Origin of the sequence: Flavobacterium sp. PL11, assembly GCF_035985025.1 — a bacterium.
In the GTDB taxonomy this organism is placed as follows: domain Bacteria; phylum Bacteroidota; class Bacteroidia; order Flavobacteriales; family Flavobacteriaceae; genus Flavobacterium.
Window position 1 is genome coordinate 186438 of the sequence record NZ_JAXCIA010000002.1, and the last position, 23146, is coordinate 209583.

Sequence of the window (23146 nt, forward strand, 5' to 3'; positions counted from 1 at the left end):
CATTTTTGGTACTGCATGCTTTTTGTTTTTACTCCTTTTACAGTTTTTCTCACTTTGAGCCCAAAAGAATTGTAAATTTTTAGACTCAGATCTATAAAGCTGTTTTCAAACATTTAGATTTTTCATCTGTATTGCATTTTTTTTGAGAAATAGAAGCTAAACATCATGACGAAGTCAAAAATGCTTACTACTATAGAATTGGAAAAATTTGTCAAAAAATATGCGCAACTACTTTGCTAAAATTTTTAATCACAACATTAATGCTCTTACTTACCGCAATTTTACGCTAGGGATCATCTCATAAATTTCTATTTTTAATAAAATCGATCAATTTCATTTGAATTGAAAATACTTTTATTGAAAAAAAATAGATTAAAATTTAAAGTGCGGTTGCCGCGGCAAAAACGCTAAAAGAAGATCCATAAACTAAAAAAGTTTATATGTAAATTTTTAAGCTTTGAAGTATTTTGCTTTTATGCTCTTCCACACTAATAAAATTCCTTTGACAGCTATAAAAGATATTACTGCGCCAATTATTCCAGCAATAAATTCGCCTACAAGTAGTGGTAAGCTTTCTAATACGTGATGCAATGGTTTGATGTTGTGCATAAAAATACCGCCTGCAACAAGGATCAAAGCGATGGTACCTACAAAGGCTAATGCTTTGATGACTTTAGGAAGTAATTGTATCAATTGTTTTCCTATAAACTTTGAAGTTTTAGATTTTCTGGCTACTAGCAACATCCCAAAATCATCCATTCGCACTATGGCAGCGACAATCCCATAAACTCCAACTGTTGCCAAAACAGCCACAAAGGAAACAGTGATAATTTGGGTTGATATAGGTTTTCCAATCACGCTTCCAAGGGCAATAATTACAATTTCTATTGAGAGTATAAAGTCAGTAACGATGGCTGCTTTAATTTTTTCCTTTTCTCTCGCTAAAACTTGCTCTGGCGTTAAGGCTTTAGCTTCGGTTTTAATGGCTTCGTGTTTATGGGGCACAAAGTATTCGTAAATTTTTTCGGCTGCTTCATAAGCGAGATAAACGGCTCCTAATATTAAGACAACGGTAATGAGCCACGGTATAAAATAACTCAGCAAGAAAGCAAATGGCAATATGATTAACTTGTTTAGAAAAGAGCCTTTCATGATTGCCCACAATACTGGAATTTCCCTTGAGGAGACAAAACCTGATGCTTTTTCGGCATTTACTGCAAGATCATCACCTAAAATGGCAGCGGTTTTTTTAGTAGCAATTTTACTCATTAATACAACATCATCCATTAACGCTGCGATATCATCTAGTAATGCAAAAAGTCCTGATGCCATATTCTATTTTTTATTTAGTTTTTCTTTAAAAAAATCAATAGTTCGAGTCCAAGATAAAGCAGCTGCTTTATCATCATATCTTTGGGTAGTATTGTCGTAAAAACCATGATTAACCTTCTCCTATATAAAAGCACTATTTTCTACTTTATTTTTATTTATGATAGTTTCACAAAAGGGCCAACCTTCATTTACTCGCGTGTCTAAACCTGCGTAGTGTATAGGTGATGGCGTAGTAATTTTTTCGGCTTCTGCTGCTGTGGGTTGGCCGCCGTAATAGGGAACTGCTGCTTTTAATGTTGGAATCCTTACCGCCATCATATTCGCAATCCATCCACCAAAACAAAACCCTACGACACCCACTTGACCATTGCAATTTTTATGCGATTTAAGGAATTCATAGGCGGCAACAAAATCTTCAAGCATTTCTTCGCGGTTACGTTTTTTTTGAAATTCGCGTCCTGTATCGTCATTACTGGTATTACCAGCAAGCGGAGATAATGCATCTAGCGCCAAAGTGATAAATCCCTCAATGGAAGCGCGTCACCCTACATCTGCAATGCAAGGATTTAGTCCGCGATCTTCATGAACAACAATAATTCTAGGTAATTTTTTCTTACCAGATAGCGGTAAAGATAATAGTCCTTTTATTTGTCCTCCACCTTTTGGCGAACTGTAGGTAATAAATTCTGATTTCAGTCTTGGATCATCTTCTTTAATCAAAAATGAAATAATATAATTGGGCATCATAAAACTAAGCAAAGAGGGAAAAGTCAGCGTTCCAACGGCAAAAAGGGATAGCTTTTCAACAAATTGCCTACTTTCAATTTTGTTATGAGCGTAATCGTCATATAAGTCAAAAACTGCCTGACTGATAACTTCTTTAGTTAGTTTTTTCATTACCATTTGTTTAAGATTACTAAAGTAACCAAAAAAGTCTTTTGCACTGTTGTTTTTATACAGATAGAAATCAAAAAATTATTCAGTACTATCATATTTTTTATCAGTTAAAAAATTTAGAATTGATAAGTTTAAAACTTGGATGGACTTTCTACTTTCATTAAAAGAAATGGATTTAGACAAAATATTAAGATCGTTTAAAATATCATGATAAACTTTATTTTCTTGCATTTGGTTTTGTTTAATGTTTTTTATAAAAAATGAAACCTTTTTGAAAGTTTAACCTATATAATAAGGTTTATAGTGAATTTTTTTTTACTTTTGTTTAATAAAATTGAGCTAATGATAAACAATATAAAAAATGTGTTCAGTATCAAGGATCTAGAAAATCTTTCAGGTATCAAAGCGCATACAATTCGCATTTGGGAGAAAAGATATGACATCTTACAACCCATGCGCACCGATACTAATATTCGTTTATACGATTTGGCAAGTTTGCAAAAGTTGTTAAACATAACATTATTGCATGATTATGGTTATAAGATTTCAAAAATAGCAACATATCCCCAAGATAAAATACCATCCTTAGTACGCGAAATAATTTCAAACAAAACAGCTAAAAGTCACGCCATAAGTGAGTTGAAAATGTCTATGATGAACTTTGATCATCAACTTTTTTTCAAAACCTATGATTGGTTAATTGCAGAAAAATCATTTAAAGAAATTTTTCATCAGGTTTTTGTTCCATTGATGAACGAGTTGGGACTTTTATGGCAATCAGACACCATAACGCCTGCTCATGAGCATTTTATCACCTATTTGATAAAACAAAAGATATTGATTAATACGGAGAAAGTTCAGGTACTGCAACCTACAAGAACTGATAAAGTGTTTGTGCTTTCACTGCCTATGAATGAAATCCATGAATTGGGTTTGATGTATCTTAATTATGAAATTTTGTTAAATGGTTATAAAACTGTTTTTTTAGGGGAAAGTATGCCTATTGACAATTTAAAGGAACTGAAAAAACATTTCGATTCTATCGTTTATGTATCCTATTTAACCGTTCAACCAGAGCGAGATTTGCTAGATGCTTACATCGAAAAAATGAATGAAGAATTGTTAGATGATAGTACTGAATTGTGGTATATTGGTCGATTGACTGAATTTATTAAGCGAGAAGGACTACCAGAGCGCGTCTTTATATTTAATTCAATTGCTGCATTAGCGGATCAAGTTTAAATTTTTTTAATCCATTAGTATATTTACTAAAAAAATGAAGAATAAAATTACAATTATAGGTTCTGGATTTTCGGCCATGGCAGCTTCATGCTATTTGGCTAAAAGCGGAAATGATGTTACGGTTTACGAAAAAAATTCAAGTATTGGCGGCAGAGCCAGACAAATGAAAAAAGAAGGATTCACTTTTGATATGGGACCAAGTTGGTACTGGATGCCAGACGTATTTGAACGCTTTTTTGCTGATTTTGGAAAGAAAACAACCGATTATTACGAACTAATCAAATTATCGCCGGCATACAGAGTATATTATGGTATTGATGATTTTATTACAATTGCTGATAACTTAGAGGAAATTATTTCGTCATTTGAAGCGATAGAAAAGGGGAGTGGTGCGCTATTAAAGAATTTTATGGCTGAGGCCAAAAGCAATTATGATATTGCAATTAAAGATTTAGTCTATCGTCCTGGTATCTCTCCGCTTGAGTTGGTCACGCCACAAACAATGATGAAAGTGGGGCAGTTTTTTAGTAATATTAGTAAAGACGTTCGGAAGAAATTTAAAAACGAAAGGCTAATTCAAATTCTTGAATTTCCGGTATTGTTCCTTGGCGCTAAGCCTTCAGACACACCTTCATTCTATAGTTTTATGAATTATGCTGATTTTGGTTTAGGAACTTGGCATCCAAAAACAGGAATGTTTGACGTGGTGCGTGCTATGGAAGATTTAGCAGTAGAACTAGGCGTAAAATTTGAAACAGATGCAAATATTGAAAAGATAATTGTAGAAAATAAAGTGGCCAAGGCAATAGTTGTCAACGGCGAAACGATTTATTCAGATGTAATTTTGAGTGGTGCTGACTATCATCACACCGAAACATTAATGGATCAGGAACATCGTGCGTATTCTGAAAAATATTGGAACAGCCGCGTTTTTGCACCATCGTCTCTATTGTTTTACGTAGGATTTAATAAAAAAATAGATAATATTTCACATCATGCACTATTTTTTGATGTCGATTTTTATCAACATGCCAAAGATATTTATGATGAGCCGAAGTGGCCAAAGGAACCTTTGTTTTATGCTAATTTCCCATCGATAACAGATAAAACGGCAGCTCCTGAAGGGATGGAATCAGCCTTTTTTCTTGTGCCGCTAGCACCAGGAATTAATGATACAGAAGCATTAAGAGAAGAGTATTTTGAAAAAATAATTGATCGTTTTGAAACTTTAACACAGCAAAGTGTAAAAGAAAATATTATATTTAAAGAATCTTTTTGCAAAAATGATTTTGTGTCAGAATACAATTCGTACAAAGGAAATGCTTATGGAATGGCAAATACTTTGCTACAAACTGCTTTTTTAAGACCAAAGTTAAAGAGTAATAAAGTGGGAAATTTATATTTTACAGGTCAATTGACAGTTCCTGGGCCGGGTGTTCCACCAGCATTAATTTCTGGAAAATTAGTGTCGGAATTAATTAATAAGCAATTTTCAGAGCAATAATATGAAGCAATTATTTGACGATGTATCATTCAAGTGCAGTAAATTAGTTACTAAGAACTATAGCACTTCTTTCTCCTTGGCAGTCTACATGCTATCGCCAGTGATCAGAGACGCTATTTATAGCATCTATGGATTTGTTCGTTTTGCGGATGAAATTGTGGATAGTTTTCATGGTTTTGATAAAGAAGACCTAATTACAGAGTTTGAAGAGGAATATTACAAAGCATTTGATAGAGGAATTAGTTTAAATCCCATTTTGAATTCTTTTCAGCAAACAGTTAAAGAATACAATATTACTGATGATTTAATTCAAGCTTTTTTAAGAAGTATGAAATTAGATTTGATCAAATCAGATTATCACAGTAAGGAAGAGTATGATGCTTATATTTATGGATCAGCTGATGTTGTAGGTTTAATGTGTCTAAAAGTTTTTGTAAAGGGTGATAACGAACGATACAAACAGTTGAAAGATGAAGCCATGAGACTGGGTTCAGCGTTCCAAAAAGTGAACTTCCTAAGAGATTTAAAAGATGACAACTTGGTTTTAAACCGTAATTATTTTCCTGGAGTTGATTTGAATTCATTTGATGAAGATGCAAAGACAAGTATTATCAATGAAATAGAAGAAGATTTCAGAATTGCTTTTGAAGGAATTGTAAAGCTGCCTATTGAAGCGAAGTTTGGTGTTTATACCGCTTATGTTTATTACAAAAAATTACTCAAAAAGCTAGAAAATACTCCTTGTAATGAAATAGGAAGCGCAAGAATTAGAGTTTCAAATTACACCAAAGCAGGTTTATTAGCTAAATCATTTGTATCGTATAAATTAAAGTTGGTCTAATTAGTAAATATTTGTTTTAAATTAATTGAGCATAAAATGATATTTTTTTTGATTTTACCAAGCACTTTTTTAATAATAGAATGTGCTACGTGATTAAAACATAAGTGCGCAGTGCATGGTTTAATGTGGTGTTTTCATGCAGGTCATCAGCAAACAAAAAATGCGAATATTTTTGAGCGTAATGATATTTTCTTTGTAATATTTGCAGCTTCTAGTATTGCCCTGATTAGTTATGGATAAGATGGCGGTGTAGATTTTAAATTTTTTATAGGTCTGGGTATTATGTTCTATGGTTTTTGTTACTTTATGATTCATGATGTATTAATTCATCAACGTTTTAAATGGTTCAAAAAAACTAAAAATAAATATTTCATTGGTTTACATAAAGCGCTTAAAGTACACCATAAACATTTAGGTAAAGAGCAAGGCGAATGTTTTGGAATGCTTTTCGTTCCTTTTAAGTATTATCAAATATAAATTAACTGTAAAAATTGCTTTTTTTTTTAGTTGCTAGGATCATCATAGATGGTTTTGAATATAATTTGGTATAATATAACAATTTATAAAGCTTACTAAATTCTTTTCTAATGTTAATTATGCAAACGGTGCAAATTAGCATATTATAAAAATTATAATTTTCAATACTATAATGTTTGTTTTTTGTCAGGTTGAGCGCAGTCGAAATCCTTTTCATAGCAGTACATTACCTCGACTGCGCTCGATTGGACAAAAAAGAAAACAATAAGTAATATTCCATTTAACTATATATCATGAAAATATACAAGCAAGAAACGGTACAACATGTTAATGCTACTGTTGAAGAGTGCTGGACTTTTTTTTCTAATCCAAGAAATCTTCAAAAAATCACTCCTGAGGGAATGGGTTTTCAAATTACTGATTTTGATCAAAAATCAATGTATCCAGGTCAAATCATTCAGTATAAAGTAACGCCGCTTTTTGGAATAACGCTGTCATGGATGACATTGATCACTAATGTGAAGGAAAATAGTTATTTTATTGACGAACAGCGTTTTGGTCCTTATAGTTTCTGGCATCACAAACATTTTTTTGAAGCGACTCCAACAGGGACTAAAATGACTGATGTGGTTCATTATGGCTTGCCACTTGGTTTTATAGGAAGAATTATGAATTCACTAGTTGTAAAAAATAAATTGAAATCCATTTTTGAGTATCGTGTGGTGAAAGTGGACAAAATGTTTAATGGAAAATAATGAGTAAGCAAGAGGTATCTTTTTTTTGGTTTAGACGTGATTTACGTTTAGAAGATAATGTTGGTTTATATCAGGCATTGAAATCGGCTTATCCTGTAGTCCCACTTTTTATTTTTGACAATGCCATTGTAGATAAATTACCAAAGAATGATGCTCGAGTAAACTTTATTTATGACAATATTTCAAAAATAAATACAGAGTTAAACGAAGTTTCTAGCTCAATCTTGGTAAGAAAAGGTCAAACTTTAGAAGTTTTGCAATCGCTTTTAAAAGAATTTGATGTTAAGGAAATGTTCTATAATAAAGATTACGAGCCTTACGCAACTGAAAGAGATGGCTCAATAAGCGAGTATTTAGAATCTCATAATGTAGTTTGCCATTCTTTTAAAGATCAGGTAATTTTTGAACAAAAAGAAATTACTAAGGCTGATGGATTGCCTTATACGGTTTATACTCCTTATAAAAATAAGTGGTTGGAGAAATACAAATCTTTGGCACCTGTTCAGGAATACGATACTAAAAGCGTATACTCTAATTTATATAAATACAATTTTAATTTTCCTACACTAGAGCAAATAGGATTTAAAGAAAGTGTAATTAAAGTTAAAGGACATAATCTTAAATTTATTGCTACTTATCACGATACGAGAGATTATCCAGCGATGGATAAAACTTCTTACTTATCGCCACATTTACGTTTTGGAACTGTTAGCGTTCGAAAATTAGTGAACTGGGCTTTCCATAAAAATGATGTTTTTTTAAGCGAGTTGATCTGGAGAGAATTTTTTATGCAAATATTATATAATTTTCCAAGAGTTGCCCACCATAATTTTAAATCAGCTTATGATGGAATTGAATGGCGTAATAATGAGGAAGATTTTAAACGTTGGTGTGATGGAAAAACAGGATATCCAATGGTTGATGCAGGAATGAGACAGCTCAATGAAACAGGTTATATTCACAATAGAGTTCGTATGGTTGTTGCTAGTTTTTTATGTAAACATTTACTAATAGAGTGGCAGTGGGGCGAGGCTTATTTTGCCAAAAAGTTACTCGATTACGATATGTCTGCTAATGTCGGAAACTGGCAATGGGCGGCAGGAACTGGTTGCGATGCGGCACCCTACTTTAGGGTTTTTAATCCAGAGATACAGCAAAAGAAGTTTGATGAAAAAGGCGTTTATATAAGAAAATGGATCAAAGAGTTTGATTTAGGTTATGGAAAACCAATGGTTGAACATGCCATGGCAAGGGATAGAGCAATTGCTACTTACAAAGCTGGAATTATTAAATAAAAAATGGTTTAATACAGATTACTGCCGATTTTTTTGTAAGTACTTATAAAGCTGGTATTGTTAAGTGAAAAGTGGTTTATCATAAATTACACAGATTTTCGTAGATTTTTTTATATTTTAATGGTAACTATAATGCTGTTATTATATAGTGAAAATTAGTTTAACGCAAATTACTGCTGATTTTATTAGATTTCTAAAATTGTAAAGCTGGAATTCTCGAATTGTTTTTTTTACCACAGGTTACATAAATTAACGCAGATGTGTTAATCTTGTATCTAAAATAGCTATTTTGATTTTTAAATATAAAACTATTCATCAAAATAAGTCATGCAAAATTAGCTATTTTTAAAGCTAATAAAGTTCAATTTGCTAAAAGACAAATTAGTATAATTCCTAATAAATTACATTTTCAACTGCTACACTTTTGTGAATCTATCATTTGTAAATAATTGCACTTAGTGAAAATCCGTGAGATTTGTGTTGATTTATTTATTAGTTCTATTATAAAAAAATAGTATATCAATTATCGTTAATCACTAATGAGGTTGATTGATATTTTTAAAAATTATTTGATTAATTTCTCTAACATTCCTTGAAATATAAATCCGTGAAATGGTAAAACCGAATACCAATATAATTTACCCCAAATACCTCTCGGCTTAAAAGTTGCCGCTTGATATAAAGTATTGTTTATGATTTTGAATTCTAACCAAGCTTCACCTGGTAACTTCATTTCGGCAAACAATATTAATTTCCCTTCTCCTTTATTAGCATATAAAACACGCCAAAAATCTAATGCATCACCAGAATGAATATCATGTCTATTAGTTCGCCCGCGTCTTGAGCCTACACCTCCGTATAGTTTATCAATAAATCCTCGTAAATTCCAAAGCCAATCTCCGTAGTACCAGCCAGTGTCACCACCTATTGACCAAATGCGATTAATAGTGAAATCATGATCTATAATTTCCATTTTTCGACGATCTATAAAACAATCTTTCTTTGGAACTTTGAGATAATCAGACATGCTACTTGTAAAACGCCCACTGACTAAGGAATCTTTCCAGCTAGAAGCAACTTTATCTTCATCCACTTTTATCAAAGCTCTAGATAGCGCTTGTTTATAAGTCATCGGAGTTACATCTAATAATTCATTGATTCTTGTATCATTACAGACTACTTCCACTTTCATACTGCTCACTAGTGCAGAGGCCAGTCTATATGATGTTGAGGTTACAAAGTATAACCAGTAGGACGATAATTTTGGAGTCATAACCGGGACGGTATAGATATATCTTTTTAGATTTTTTGCTTTGGCAAAACCTAAAAGCATTTCTTTGTAAGTTAAAATATCTGGTCCTCCAATATCAAAACTTTGGTTATATGTTATAGGATTTAGTAATGCTTTAGATAAAAATTCAAGAACATCAGGAATCGCTATCGGTTGACATCTTGTATTTAACCATTTGGGCGTAATCATAACGGGCAACTTGTTCACTAAATCTCGAATAATATCGAATGATGCGCTACCTGATCCTACGATTATTCCCGCTCGTAATGTTGTGGCAGCAAATGTTCCTGTGTTTAGTATTTCTTCAACTTTCTTTCGCGATGATAAATGTTTGGATAATGATTCATCATTTACAATTCCGCTTAAGTAAACAACCTGTTTTGCATTCGTATTATTAACACGATCAACAAAATTTTGAGCGGATAAACTTTCTAATTCATCAAAATTTGTAGCAGAACCCGACATCGAATGAATTAAATAATAAGCAGCATCAATTTGGGTAGGTATAGCTGCTAACGTGTTTTTTTTTAAAAAATCTACTTCAATAACCGTTACATTATCTTGAAGTTCATCTGGGCAGTAAAACCTATTTTTATCTCTTACACAACAAATAACATGGTGACCTTCCTCTACTAATAATGGTAAAAGTCGTTTTCCAATGTAACCTGTTGCACCTGTTAAAAGAATTGTCATGGCTATAATTTTATATTGAAAAGGCGCATATTAAAAAGAAATTCTGTTAGTAATAATTACATTTTCCTTTAATAATATACGCCTTCAGCATTATTTTTAACTTCTCTATACTGCATACTGCTCGTGCAATAAAGTTAACTCAATTTATTAGAAACAAGACTAATAAATTCTTTTCTTGTTTTATTTTTTTCAAAAGCACCAGTAAAAGATGAGGTTGTCGTCACTGAATTTTGTTTTTGAATACCGCGCATTTGCATACACATGTGTTGTGCTTCAATTACAACTGCAACACCAAGTGGGTTTAAAGCCTCTTGGATACAATCTTTGATTTGATCTGTCAATCGTTCTTGGACTTGCATTCTTCTGGCAAAAGCGTCAACCACTCTTGGGATTTTACTTAATCCTACAATTTTACCATTTGGAATATAAGCTACATGCGCTTTTCCAAAAAACGGAAGCATGTGGTGTTCACACATTGAATATACCTCAATATCTTTTACTACAATCATCTGTCGGTGATCTTCCGTAAACATAGCTGATTTTAATATTTCAAGTGGATCTAATCCGTAACCATGTGTTAGATATTGCATTGCCTTAGCCACTCTTTCTGGTGTTTTTTCCAGTCCTTCTCTTGTCACATCTTCACCAAGGCCATCAATAATTATCTTGTAATTACCCGCTAGCGCTTCTGTAACCTCTGGATCATATTGTTCCACTTTTTCGTAGCTCTTCATTTCTTTTATCATTGTATTCTGGTTTTTATTATATCTTGGACTTATTTATTATATTTTAAAAGTAACAATACCGTAATCCATCTCAAATACTTGACCTGAAATTGACTTAGCTTGTTCTGAAATTAAGAAGTTTGCCATACCTGCAACTTCTTCTGGTTTTAAATATCCTTTCATAGGATGACGTTCTACCATATTTTCTTTCATTCTATCATTTCGTAAAATACCTGCTGCAAGAGTAGTTTCTGTAATAGTAGGGGCAATCGCATTGATACGAATTACTGATGCTAACTCAGCGCCTAATGACTTTACTAAGCCTTCAACTCCAGCTTTAGCAGTAGCTATACTGGCATGAAAAGGCATTCCTAGTTTAGCAGCAACGGTACTAAATAAAACAATTGAAGGATCAGTTCCTTTTCTTAGGACCGGTAAGTATTTTTGGATTGCTTTTACAGCACCAATGACGTTAATCTCAAAATCATTTTTAAAATCATCAATGCTTAAACTACCTATTGGTTTTAGGTTGATAGATCCGGGGCAATATATTAATGTGTCAACATTTTCTATTTCTGGCAATGCATCTTCCAATACATTTAAAGAATAATGCGTTAGATTAGCATGTGTGATTTCTGGTGCATGTCTGCTGATGTTTACAACTTTATTATTTTCTAATTGTTGCAACAAAATAGCATTTCCAATTCCTTTACTACCACCAATAATTACTATGTTTTTCATATTTATTTGTTCAAACAGTTATTAAAATACTTATATTTCTTTAATTTCTAAAGCCTATCTTTTCGAAATCTTGTTATTATTTATTTGTCTTTGCATCGTACATTTAAAACGTCCTTCTCGAAAGTCTCTTAATTTCTCATGCTTTGTTTTTCGTCCTTGAACTCTCTCACGCCACATTCTAAAACTAGAGGGTTTCATTTCTGTGCGCATTAAGTCTATAACTTGTTGTTCTTTTAAACCAAATTGCAATAAAATTGCGTCAAATGTAGTCCGGTCTTCCCAGGCCATTTCAATGATTCGGTCTTTTTCTAAATCTGTGAGTTCTTTTTTTTCAGTCACTATTCTCATTTTTTATATTTAAGCAATCTTGTGTGTTATTACACTTGCTATTCACTATTATCTCCAATATCAGCCATCGTATGTAGTTTTAATATTCTTAAACCTTCTGCTTTAACTAATGGATCTTTTTTCATTTTCCATAAAAAATCACTTGCAAATTTTCTGGTTCGTTCCATATTAACGATGGGTTTAGGATAAGTGATCCCAATTTCAAAATCGCTAAATTTCTGATCCAAATAAGTCATTTTATACGGTTCATGAATAAATGCTCGAGGTATATTTGCCAGTTCAGGAACCCATTTTTTTATAAATTCTCCATCAGGATCGTGCTCGTAACTATTTTTTATTGGATTATAAATTCGCAACATATTGATTCCAGTTTCTCCAGCTTGCATTTGCAGCTGCGGAAAGTGAATGCCTGGTTCAAAATCAAGAAACATTTGTGATAAATGCTGAGTGGCTTCCTGCCAAGGTTGCCATAAATTATGCGTAAAAAAGGAAACTAGCATCGCGCGCATTCTAAAATTTAAATAACCAGTTTCGTTTAAGCAACGCATCGAAGCATCCACTAATGGAAAGCCAGTTAATCCTTTTTTCCAAGCTTCAATATGATTTTCATTTGGTTTCTTATTAAGAGTATGAAAACCTTTATTTACGCTTTCAAATTCCATTATTTCTTCCATCTCAAATTTTTGAATGAAATGAGCTTGCCATGTCAATCGCGAAACAAAAGAATCAATTTGTTTCTTATCGGTACACGTTAATCTAAAGGTCGCTGTTTTTTGTAACACTTGTCGCGTAGATAAATTGCCCCAAGATATATAAGGAGATAGTCTACTACAGCTCTTACGAGCTAATAAAGGCTTAGAGATATTATAACTATATTGATGATAACGATCATCTAAGAAAGTTTTCAAATATTTACCGCCCATTGTAGTTCCTCCTTTTTGAAAAACTTGATCAGCAACCGTTTCTAAATTTGTTTTTTCTAAAACATTCTCTAGCTCAGTAATAGCGTCAATACTTAGAAACTGACCTTGTTTAGGGTTGAAATCTAATAAGGGTTCATTCATGTAGTTTTCCCATCCAGCAACCCAGTTTGAACGATCTTTAAGCCCTCTAAATATTCCGTTATTGATATTTTGAACCCAATTTATTTGATTGTTTTTACAAAATCGCTTAAACGTTTTATCTCTTTCATACGTAATTTTTAATCCGGTTTCTTGATGTGAAAACACGGTATCAATAGTGTAGGTTTCTTCAAGAATATTTAACACCTGAAGCATTTCAGAGGAAACAGCTAATATTTTGGTGTTGTATTGCTTTAACTGTAAATTAAGATCAACAATGGATTGTTTTATAAAATTCCAATGTCTTGCGCTGTAATGAGAATCATTCTCTAAAGATTTTTCGAATACAAAAAGTAACAAAGTTGGTGTATTTGTTCTAATTGCATTAAAAATCGCCTCGTTATCTTGTAAACGAAGGTCTCTTTTGAACCAAACCACATTGATAGTTTTCTTGTTAGTATTCATCTTTTTCTAAAATAATTTTTGTTGTAACCACAATTTCTGAAATTTTGATTGTCCATCGTAATTTTCAGCTTGTAACTTGATGTTGAATTTTCTATCTCTTGGATCATTTCCCACGCCTGAAACATACATCCAATTACCATAATTACTGTGAACATCATAATCTATAAGTACTGACTCAAAATACGCTGCTCCAATACGCCAATCTAAGAATAGATTTTTAGCAAAATAAGACCCAACATTTTGTCGTCCTCTATTGCTCATCCACCCCGTTTGCTGTAGCTCAATCATATTGGCATTTACAAACGGCTCAGCTGTTGTTCCATTTATCCAGCTTTGTATAGACGACTTGCTTGATTTCCAGTCGTAATTTTTCTCTAATATCCCACCAATCTTGAAAATAGAATTTCCATTTTTTAAAGAAACATATTTAAAATAATCCCTCCATATCAATTCAAAAACGAGCCAATACGTAGAATCATTTTTTTCTACTTGTTGTTCGTATTTTTGAATTTCCCAATAAATAGTTTTTGCAGAAATACTTCCATTTGCCAACCATGGCGAAAATTTAGAACTAAAATCAGTACCAATCAATCCATTACGAGTTAGCTTATAAACACTTAACTTTTCGGTTTCCCAAAAATAGTTTTCTAGTCTTTTTAAGGCTTGATTCTCTCCACCTTTAAAAGGAAATGCTGTTCTTGAATCGATTTTAAAATCTTCAAGACCTAATGTATTTAGAGTAGGAATAGAAGTACTATCATGTACCAAATTTTCTTTACCCAATGCTTTAACAGTAAATTCTGTTCGAACTTTGCTGTATTTTTCACATTTGTTCCTAAACTGTGTAAAAACATTTGGAATTGCACTTATTTCAAAAGGAATATCTTTTGGATGAAACAAAAACTGATTATAAGTCGCTTCAAATCCTACAGCAGCAGAAACGCTTGATCTGACATTGTTGTATACTTCTATTTCCTCTGCTGTCCATTCTTCTTGTAAATAAATGGTCGTAATTCCATAATCATTACAAATTTGATTGATACAGCTTTCAGGTTTTTGGTGATACACAAAAAGTGAAATATTCAAATTAGCCAGATTTTGTTTTAACTCTTTAATCGTTTCAATTAAGAATTTAGCTCTGAATTTCTCTGTCTTCTTAAAACCATATTTGGTTTCTGCAAAATGTGTTGGATCAAAACAGTAAACAGCAATTACGGACTCATTTTCATTTATCGCCTTGGTCAAAGACTGATTATCATCAACTCTTAGATCATTTCTAAACCAAACTAAACCTTTTTGTTTCTTCTGCATTTTTCGCTACAATATTTAACCTCTTCCCAGACTTTTTCCCATTTTTTTCGCCAAGTAAACGGTCGGTTACAAACCAAACACATTTTCGATGGCAAATTTTCTTTTTTCACTAAGCGTACTTTTCAAATTGGTTTACAGTAACGTTTGCTTTTAGGTCAAACATCAAATTGTATAGTCCAAAGAAAGTACGATTCATATATATAAAATGTTTTGAACCTCTATTTCCATTCATTTTTCTAAGGTTAGTGTCCTTAGAAAATCGCTCTCCTAATTGTGCAATACTTTCGAAAAAGCTTTCATCTGCAAAATCAAATGTTTCTGCTTGGAATGGCATTGTAAACAAAGACAATAAATCATGAAACATATCGGTGAAATAAATGATTTCTTCTTTAGAGTCATCTACTCTTAAAATCTCAAGTTCAAATAATTTTGCATTAAATATTTCTGGATTGTCAATTACATTGCTATCAATTAATTCAAAGTAAGGAGTATAAAATTCCAATGGAATTTTTTTCATACAACCAAAATCTAGTGCTACTAGTTGATTTTTATCATTTACTAAGAAATTCCCGGGATGTGGATCAGCATGAACTTTTTTCAAAATATGTATTTGATACATATAAAAGTCCCACAAAGCTTGACCAATTTTATCTGCAACTACTTGATCTGTGTTTATCTTTGTAAATTCTGAAAGATGCTTTCCATTCATCCAGTCCATTGTGATAATCTTTGCAGATGAAAACTCAGCATAATAATTAGGAAAAACTAGATTTTCAATCTGTTTACAAGCCTCAACAACTTCCTGACTTTGTTTTAGTTCCAATAAATAATTGGTTTCTTCAATCAATTTATCTTCAACTTCTTTAAAATATTTATCAGAATCTTTGCCTTGTAAGTTAAACATCCTAATGGCAATAGGTTTAACCATTGATAAATCAGATGAAATACTATTGGCTACGCCTGGATATTGAATCTTTACGGCTAATTTTTTACCATCTTTTATAGCAACATGCACTTGACCAATACTGGCTGCATTGACTGATGTTGCATTAAATTCATCAAAAATTTCAAATGGTGTTTTGCCAAAATTTGTTTTAAAAGTTTTTAATACTAATGGAGCAGAAAGTGGTGGTACAGAAAACTGCGATAACGAAAATTTTTCTACATACGCTTGTGGCAAAAAGCTTTTATCCATACTCAACATTTGAGCAACTTTTAGCGCGCTTCCTTTCAAGCTTTTTAATCCATCATAAATATCTTCTGCATTATCTTCATTTAGTTTATCACGTGTCAAATCAGAATTAACTATTTTTCCACCGTAATATTTCAAGTAATTAACTCCCACTTTTGCACCAGTTTGAACCAGCTTAGTGGCTCTTTCAATTTTTGAAGTTGGGATATAGTCTATGGTTTTCATTATTTTTTATATATTTTTTCTTTGAAAATAAATTTTCCAAAGTCGATTAAGCTATCTATCGGAGCGATATTCATTAATTCAAAATTTGCTTTCACTGATTTTTCAATGTATATATCTGTTTTTTCAAAAGCGGGTGACGAATCATCCAGCCAGAATTTTATAGTTAGCAATAATTGAATCCATGAAGATTCTTGAAATGCTTTTTCTTGAATATCCTGCAATCTTTCTTGTTGGGTTCTAAAATCGTCAGTTATAATTTCGTTTAAGTAAGTCTTAAAACTACTTTTAAGTCCTGAAAGAAGATCTAGTTTCTTTAGATTGTTATCATGCTCTTTAAGAACAAGTACAACATAACTTCTATTAGCAGTCATAATTTCAAATAAAGTAAAATAAAAGCTTAACATTTTACTCTTCATATCATACATTTGATATTCCTGATTTAAATTAAGTAAGTTTACTGTTTTTTCGACAAATATTTTAAAAACTTCTTTTTCAATACTTTCAATAGTTCCAAAGAATGCATAGAACTCAGTCTCGGAAAAATTGTTCATTTTAGAGAAACTATATACTGATTTTGGTTTTTCGCTATGCTCTAACACATAGTCCATATATAGAGAAACTATGCTTTCTTTCGTTACAATTGTTTTTTTTGTAGCCATTTTTACTGTATTTCAAATTAGAGTATAAAGGTAATAAATGTTTAACGATATATTAATAAAGTTAAACAAAATTTATTATAATTTTATAAAATAAAAAATGATTAGTTTTACAGTATGATGAAAAAAAATGTATTAATTAGCGGTGGTTCGGGATTTGTGGGACGTCATTTAACAACTCTTTTGCTGGCCAAGGGATTTACCGTTTCTATTTTAAGTAGAAGCGAAAAGCAAAATAAGGAGAACATATTTTATTATAAATGGGATGTTGCTAAGCAATTCATAGAAGAGGAAGCTGTATTAAAAGCTGATTATATTATTCATCTTGCTGGTGAAAATATTGGTGAAAAAAGATGGACTGCCAAACGTAAAGCTGCAATTATTGATAGCAGAGAGCAGTCAACTTTATTATTATATTCAGTAATTAAAAAAAGTAATAAACAGTTAGATGCTTTTATATCTGCATCTGCAATAGGATATTATGGTGCTATCAATGGACAAGAAATATGCACTGAAACCACTCCTCCAGAAAATGATTTTCTTGGTTATGCCTGTCAAAAATGGGAAGACTCTATTGATTTTATTGAAAACTTAAATATTCGAACAGTTAAAATAAGAACAGGATTAGTGCTAGGTGAAAACGATGGTTTTTTAAAGAAGTTAATTCCTTTATTTAAGTATCGCTTAGGCGCAGCATTAGGGACGGGTCAGCAATATATGCCATGGATTCATATTGATGATTTATGTGAAATCTATTGGCAAGCCATACAAAAAAATGAAATGTCAGGACCTTATAATGCAGCAATAAACGATAATACAACCAACGAAATTTTTTCTAAAACCTTAGCGCAACTTTTTGGTTATCATATTTGGTTGCCTAATGTTCCTGCTTTTATACTAGAGACTGCATTAGGTGAAATGTCGAAGATTGTTTTAACAGGCAGGAGAGTATCCTCTGATAAAATTGAGCAAACTGGATTTAAGTTTAAGTACACAATTTTAAAAGAAGCTTTGAAAGATTGTATCTAATTCTTGTCGTTATTGTAAAAAACAAAGCACTCTGGTATTGACGGTTTTGGATATTTTGCTTCTCACCACAAATGGAATTTCTATTTGAAAGTCGTCAGTATTCAATGGAAATTCGGATATAAATTCAATACCATTTTTAGTTTTCTGTAAAGTTGCTTTAATAGCTATATTTTTACTTTTACCTTTAATCGTTATTTTACCTTTTATGTTATATACAGTCCGATTTTGTTTTATAGTCTTTATATCAAAATTTTCGATATCGCCCTTAAAAGTTGCTTTCGGATAGCGGTTACTTTCTAGATAATTGCTATTGAAATGTTCTTTCATCAAATTTCTTTTAAATTCGAAATCGTTTATATGGAGAGAAAATACAATATGACCGTTCTTTACTATTAAAGTGCCTTTTGTTTTCTTATTATCCGCTTTGACCTCTTCAAATAAAGGAATGGAAGCTTCAAAAGAAGTGATTCCACTACTTGAAGATAACTTTTCTTGGGCTTGTGTTGCAACATTGAAAAGCAAAAACATTACAAAAGTAATTTTATTCATAATTGCCATAATTTTAGTACTTCAAGTTACAAAAAAGTCAGCAATTATTACGGATATTCTAGCGAAAAAATAAGCTAAGTCATTCGTTGATAAGTGATTATTTAAAATTCTAATTTCACATTGTATTTTTTGAGACTCTCTAGCGAATCTTTTGAATCATAATCGAATTCTTCCTCATGTAAATCTTTTTCTTTTTTAAGTGCAATTTGTTTGACACAGTTAAAGAATCTACGTACATCATTTTTACCCGAAAGAATTAACCCAGGAACGGCTGCCTTTTTTCCATCAGCATCCTTAGCGACCATGGTGAAATAAGAAGAGTTGCAATGTTTGATTTTAGAAGTTTGTATATTTTCTGCCTCGACTCTAATGCCTATAATCATAGAGCTTGAGCCCACATAATTCACACTTGCTTTCATGGTAACGAGTTCGCCTACTTCAATAGGATTCAAAAAATTGACCGTATCTACAGAAGCGGTGACGCAATAATTTCCAGAAAATTTTGATGCGCAAGCAAATGCTATTTGATCTAATAATGACAATATATAGCCTCCGTGAATTTTGCCACTAAAGTTGGAATGACTGGGTAACATTAATTGCGAAATACTAATATGCGAGGAAGCGACAGTTTTATAAGTGCGAATCATTATTTAACTTTAAAAGGAGAATTAACTTTTTTGACTGCTGTAATAAAATAGTGGGTATCACCCCACCAAGGGAAAGTTCTATAACGTTCATGATAAGTTACTTGTACGTATTGACCTTCCATTTCCTGAAGACTTGCAATAACTTCAGGTTCACTATCTAAAATTGAAAAAGCAAAAATTTGTGCTCCAGAAATCCCTTGACTGATTTCGCCTTCCCAGGTTTTAAACATTATCCCTTTGTGGCTTACTTTTATTAATTCACCTGAACGAACTCCCTCACTGTAAGAGGCCGTGCTCAAAAATGTAAAATACAGTACAATACTCAGTATTACTATTCCAATCGCAATTAGTAGAAATTTTTTCATTTACTCTTTAGTTTATAAGTTGGTTTTCGTCTTGCGAGGCTCTGTTTAGTACACTCTCAGGGATTGATTTTTTAGCCTTTGCACCCATCTTTTTTAATTTTTCAACACTCACGATCAAGTTGCCTTTTCCCTCTACAAGTTTGCTCATAGCACCGCTATATTCAATTTTAGATTCGTCAATTTTTTTACCTATTTTAATTAAATCAGCAACAAAACCTTCAAATTTATCGTAAAGTGCCCCTGCTTGTCTCGCAATTTCAAGCGCATTCTCTTGCTGCTTTTGATTGGTCCACATGCTATCAATGGTGCGTAAAGTAGCTAGTAGAGTAGTAGGAGTAACAATAACAATGTTTTTTTCAAACGCTTTGTTATATAACGCCGTGTCGTCAGTGAGAGCTACTGCAAATGCAGGTTCGATAGGAATAAAAAGCAATACAAAATCAGGACTTTCGATTTGATACAAATCGTGGTAATTTTTGTTTCCTAACTGCTCAACATGACGTTTAATAGATAGCACATGCTCTTTTAAATAGCTAAATTTTAAAACATCGTCATCTTCGTTAATGTATTTTTCATAAGCAGTCAACGAAACCTTAGAATCGACAATCATTTTCTTTCCGTCAGGTAAATTGATCACTACATCAGGAAAAACTCTATTGCCATCATCGGTGGTGAATGCTTTTTGTACTTCGTATTCACGCCCTTTTTCTAAACCTGATTTCTCTAAAACGCGTTCTAAAACTAGTTCACCCCAGTTACCTTGCATCTTGCTATCTCCTTTTAGCGCTTTAGTTAGGTTGATCGTTTCTTTACTCATTTGGATATTCATTTCCCGCAATCCTATAATTTGCTGACGTAAAGCAGCGTGATAATCGATGCTCTCTTTGTGAGTATCTTCCACTTTCTTTTCGAATAATTGAATTTTATCTTGCAACGGTGTCAAGATATTCTTCATATTTTCTTTATTTTGTTCCGTAAATTTAGTAGATTTTTCATCTAATATTTTATTGGCTAAATTCTCAAATTCTTTAGTGAATTTATCTTGTAATTTCTCAACTTCCTCTTTCTGTTCCTTATTACGTTCCCATAAATTTTCAAAATCAACCTCTTTTTTAGAAAGTTGGATCGCTAGGCTATCTTTTTCAGTGCGGATCAATTCTTTTTCAGTATTGAAAATCTGCCATTGCTTGTCGAAGTTGGTTTTATCTAAAACTAGCTGTTCTTTTAGTTGCTGAATTGCTGAACTTGATGCGATCAATTTTTCTTCTAAACTAATTTTTTCAGATAGGAAGCGCGCGGAAAATATAAGTTTACCAATGAATATTCCTAGAAATAAGGCAACAATAAAAACCAATAAAAAAGGAATAGTTGCAGTCATAAAAACATTATTTGAAAAGTAAAAGTAGCAAATAATTTGAGTTTTCAGGGTTTTAAAGTCAGCATTTTAAAAGTGAGTTTTAAGTACTGCAAAATAAAAACTATTAGTTAGAAAGTTTTCTTGGAGCTGTTTCCCGCTTTCCATTTCATTCTTATTGAAATTCTTGCTTTTTTCTAAGATAATAAAGGCGCTTCTTGCAGGCGCTCTTTATTAGCAAGAAAAAAATGCAATTCTATTGCACAAGGAATTCCATTTCAATCAGGGCTATGAACTCATATAAAATGAAAAGTCAAATGGAAAAAGGACTAACAATATCGTAAGCTGCGGCGAATAAATAGGAGTTAAAAAAAAATTAGAATTACTTTAAATGAAAAGTCCCACCGAAGCAGGACTAAATACTTTCATTTACTCCGCCGCGGCGGATTGTTGTGATAAGATTAAAAATTAGAATTACTTTAAATGAAAAGTCCCACCGAAGCAGGACTAAAGACTTTCATCTACTCCTCCTCGGCGGATAATTGTAATAAGAATATAGATTAGAATTAATTTAAAATGAAAAGTCCCACCGAAGCAGGACTTAAGATTTTCATCTACGGCATATAGCCTTATTGTGATAAGATTAAAGATTAGAAATTTTAATCAGATACAAACATAAACAAAAAATAATTAGGTTGCAATGTGGAAAACCGTAAAATAGATGTTTTTTATATTTGTACTTTTAAAAATTATTATAAAGTGTATACTGACATGGCAAAAATATTAGGATTAGATTTAGGTACAAATAGTATTGGTTGGGCAATTGTTGATCAAGCAGGAAATGACTTTTCATTAATAGATAAAGGAGTTCGGATATTTTCTGAGGGTGTGAAATCTGAAAAAGGAATTGAAAGTTCTCGTGCAGCTGAACGAACAGGGTACAGAAGTGCTAGAAAAATTAAATATCGTAGAAAAATAAGAAAATACGAAACTCTAAAAGTTTTGGCTTTAAATGGGATGTGTCCACTTTCTATGGAAGAGGTTGAAGAATGGAAAAAATCTGGTTTTAAAGTATATCCGCTTAATCCTGAATTTTTGAAATGGTTACGTACTGATGAAGTTGAAAATATAAATCCTTACTTTTTTAGAGATAAAGCAAGTAAACAAAAAGTTTCTTTGTTTGAATTTGGTCGTGCGTTATATCATATTTCCCAAAGAAGAGGTTTTTTAAGTAATCGTTTAGACCAATCAGCAGAAGGTGTTTTTGAAGAGCATTGTCCCGAAATTCAATCTCGTGTAGAAGATCAAAATTCTCCTAAAGATATTTTAGTTGAATTAAAAGATTATTTTTTAAATACAGGAATTATAAACGAAGATAATGTATTCAACAAGGATTTAGATGAAGGAGAAAAGAAATTAAAAACACTTTATAATTCACTTGTTGGTATAACAAAAAAAAACGAAAATGATATTGAGAAGTGCAGAGAAGAATTAATTGCTCGATTGAATAAAAAAGAAGATTTAGGGGCTGTCAAAAAAGAAATAGGTGAGATTTCTCAAGCAATGAAAAATGGAGGCTTTTCAACTTTGGGACAATACTTCAATAGTTTGTACAGTAAAGGAAAAATCCGAAATCACTACACGGCAAGAGAAGAACATTATTTAAAAGAATTTGAGATTATATGTATAAATCAAGCTATTGAAGGTATTAATGATGAAGAAAAATTAGTAGAAAAGAAATATTATGGTTTAGCCAAAGAATTATATAGAGCGATTTTTTTTCAAAGACCATTAAAATCGCAAAAGGGATTAATTGGTAAATGTTCATTTGAAACTACTAAATCTCGTTGTGCTATTTCGCATCCTGATTTTGAAGAATACAGAATGTGGACGTATCTGAATACTATAAAATTTAGTACACAATCTGAAAAAACAATGCGATTTCTTACTCAAGAAGAGAAGTTAAGTTTAATTCCAAAATTTTTAAGAAAAAAAGACAATTTCAATTTTGAAGATTTAGCAAAAGAATTGATTGAAAAAGGAGCAAGTTTTGGTTGTATCCGCCCGACGAACCCCATATTTTTTAGATCAACCTAAGGGAGTAGTTTTGTTCTAAACAATTTGGACATGGACAAAAATGAATTTATGTTA

At 32.0% G+C, this 23146-nt stretch carries 21 protein-coding genes and 2 pseudogenes; 8 read left to right on the forward strand and 15 right to left on the reverse strand.

Annotation, left to right across the window (positions count from 1 at the left end; translation table 11 throughout):
• Positions 1–450 precede the first annotated feature (450 nt).
• Entirely contained in the window at positions 451–1332 is an 882-nt protein-coding gene (locus RCH18_RS02335) for a DUF808 domain-containing protein (protein ID WP_326935155.1), read from the reverse strand.
• A 3-nt stretch (positions 1333–1335) separates the two neighbouring features.
• Positions 1336–2229: pseudogene (locus RCH18_RS02340) on the reverse strand (dienelactone hydrolase family protein).
• 342 nt (positions 2230–2571) lie between these two features.
• On the opposite strand from RCH18_RS02340, the gene RCH18_RS02345 reads away from it, so the two are divergent.
• The 6 genes and pseudogenes from RCH18_RS02345 to RCH18_RS02370 all read left to right on the forward strand — a co-directional run bounded on the left by RCH18_RS02345 (position 2572) and on the right by RCH18_RS02370 (position 8343).
• Positions 2572–3471, forward strand: coding sequence for a MerR family transcriptional regulator (locus tag RCH18_RS02345; protein WP_326935156.1), 900 nt, complete (start codon positions 2572–2574; stop codon positions 3469–3471).
• Between the two features lie 34 nt (positions 3472–3505).
• Entirely contained in the window at positions 3506–4975 is a 1470-nt protein-coding gene (locus RCH18_RS02350) for a phytoene desaturase family protein (RefSeq protein ID WP_326935157.1), read from the forward strand.
• A 1-nt stretch (position 4976) separates the two neighbouring features.
• Positions 4977–5816, forward strand: coding sequence for a phytoene/squalene synthase family protein (locus RCH18_RS02355; protein WP_326935158.1), 840 nt, complete (start codon positions 4977–4979; stop codon positions 5814–5816).
• A gap of 123 nt (positions 5817–5939) precedes the next feature.
• Positions 5940–6293 (forward strand): annotated as a pseudogene (locus RCH18_RS02360) (sterol desaturase family protein).
• A gap of 293 nt (positions 6294–6586) precedes the next feature.
• Complete coding sequence (locus RCH18_RS02365) at positions 6587–7048, forward strand: SRPBCC family protein (protein ID WP_326935159.1); 462 nt, start codon at positions 6587–6589, stop codon at positions 7046–7048.
• Positions 7048–8343, forward strand: a complete 1296-nt coding sequence (locus RCH18_RS02370; protein ID WP_326935160.1) for a cryptochrome/photolyase family protein — start codon at positions 7048–7050, stop codon at positions 8341–8343. Before RCH18_RS02365 ends, RCH18_RS02370 begins: the two co-directional genes overlap by 1 nt.
• A 565-nt stretch (positions 8344–8908) precedes the next feature.
• Here the strand turns inward: RCH18_RS02370 and RCH18_RS02375 are convergent.
• The 9 genes from RCH18_RS02375 to RCH18_RS02415 form a co-directional block, all read right to left on the reverse strand.
• On the reverse strand, positions 8909–10327 hold the full coding sequence (locus RCH18_RS02375) for an SDR family oxidoreductase (protein WP_326935161.1): 1419 nt from the start codon (positions 10325–10327) through the stop codon (positions 8909–8911).
• A gap of 134 nt (positions 10328–10461) precedes the next feature.
• A complete protein-coding gene (gene folE / locus RCH18_RS02380; RefSeq protein ID WP_326935162.1) occupies positions 10462–11073 on the reverse strand; it encodes a GTP cyclohydrolase I FolE in 612 nt (203 codons plus the stop codon).
• A 36-nt stretch (positions 11074–11109) separates the two neighbouring features.
• The gene (locus tag RCH18_RS02385; RefSeq protein WP_326935163.1) at positions 11110–11793 is read right to left on the reverse strand and encodes an SDR family NAD(P)-dependent oxidoreductase; all 684 of its coding nucleotides are present in this window, start codon (positions 11791–11793) and stop codon (positions 11110–11112) included.
• A 54-nt stretch (positions 11794–11847) separates the two neighbouring features.
• The gene (locus RCH18_RS02390; protein ID WP_326935164.1) at positions 11848–12141 is read right to left on the reverse strand and encodes a TIGR03643 family protein; all 294 of its coding nucleotides are present in this window, start codon (positions 12139–12141) and stop codon (positions 11848–11850) included.
• Between the two features lie 38 nt (positions 12142–12179).
• Positions 12180–13667: a cryptochrome/deoxyribodipyrimidine photo-lyase family protein gene (locus RCH18_RS02395; RefSeq protein WP_326935165.1), complete on the reverse strand. Its 1488-nt coding sequence runs from the start codon at positions 13665–13667 to the stop codon at positions 12180–12182.
• A gap of 6 nt (positions 13668–13673) precedes the next feature.
• Complete coding sequence (locus tag RCH18_RS02400; protein WP_326935166.1) at positions 13674–14978, reverse strand: DASH family cryptochrome; 1305 nt, start codon at positions 14976–14978, stop codon at positions 13674–13676.
• A complete protein-coding gene (locus RCH18_RS02405; protein ID WP_326935167.1) occupies positions 14954–15088 on the reverse strand; it encodes a DUF2256 domain-containing protein in 135 nt (44 codons plus the stop codon). The genes RCH18_RS02400 and RCH18_RS02405 overlap by 25 nt, the downstream gene beginning before the upstream one ends.
• Positions 15088–16395 (reverse strand): ABC1 kinase family protein, encoded by a 1308-nt coding sequence (locus tag RCH18_RS02410; RefSeq protein ID WP_326935168.1) that lies wholly within the window; start codon positions 16393–16395, stop codon positions 15088–15090. The genes RCH18_RS02405 and RCH18_RS02410 overlap by 1 nt, the downstream gene beginning before the upstream one ends.
• Positions 16395–17054, reverse strand: coding sequence for a TetR family transcriptional regulator C-terminal domain-containing protein (locus tag RCH18_RS02415; RefSeq protein WP_326935169.1), 660 nt, complete (start codon positions 17052–17054; stop codon positions 16395–16397). The genes RCH18_RS02410 and RCH18_RS02415 overlap by 1 nt, the downstream gene beginning before the upstream one ends.
• A gap of 114 nt (positions 17055–17168) precedes the next feature.
• On the opposite strand from RCH18_RS02415, the gene RCH18_RS02420 reads away from it, so the two are divergent.
• Positions 17169–18080, forward strand: coding sequence for a TIGR01777 family oxidoreductase (locus RCH18_RS02420; RefSeq protein ID WP_326935170.1), 912 nt, complete (start codon positions 17169–17171; stop codon positions 18078–18080).
• Between the two features lie 9 nt (positions 18081–18089).
• On the opposite strand, the gene RCH18_RS02425 is transcribed toward RCH18_RS02420, so the two are convergent.
• From RCH18_RS02425 to rmuC, 4 genes are all read right to left on the reverse strand, one after another.
• Positions 18090–18629 (reverse strand): YceI family protein, encoded by a 540-nt coding sequence (locus RCH18_RS02425; RefSeq protein WP_326935171.1) that lies wholly within the window; start codon positions 18627–18629, stop codon positions 18090–18092.
• Positions 18630–18730: 101 nt separating this feature from the next.
• Positions 18731–19276, reverse strand: a complete 546-nt coding sequence (locus RCH18_RS02430; protein WP_326935172.1) for an acyl-CoA thioesterase — start codon at positions 19274–19276, stop codon at positions 18731–18733.
• Positions 19276–19641: a 6-phosphogluconate dehydrogenase gene (locus tag RCH18_RS02435; RefSeq protein ID WP_326935173.1), complete on the reverse strand. Its 366-nt coding sequence runs from the start codon at positions 19639–19641 to the stop codon at positions 19276–19278. Before RCH18_RS02435 ends, RCH18_RS02430 begins: the two co-directional genes overlap by 1 nt.
• A gap of 7 nt (positions 19642–19648) precedes the next feature.
• A complete protein-coding gene (gene rmuC, locus RCH18_RS02440) occupies positions 19649–21019 on the reverse strand; it encodes a DNA recombination protein RmuC (protein WP_326935174.1) in 1371 nt (456 codons plus the stop codon).
• Between the two features lie 747 nt (positions 21020–21766).
• Here rmuC and cas9 point away from each other — a divergent pair.
• Positions 21767–23092 carry a type II CRISPR RNA-guided endonuclease Cas9 gene (cas9, locus tag RCH18_RS02445; RefSeq protein ID WP_326935175.1) on the forward strand — a complete coding sequence of 442 codons (1326 nt, stop codon included), beginning with the start codon at positions 21767–21769 and terminating at the stop codon, positions 23090–23092.
• Positions 23093–23146: the final 54 nt, after the last annotated feature.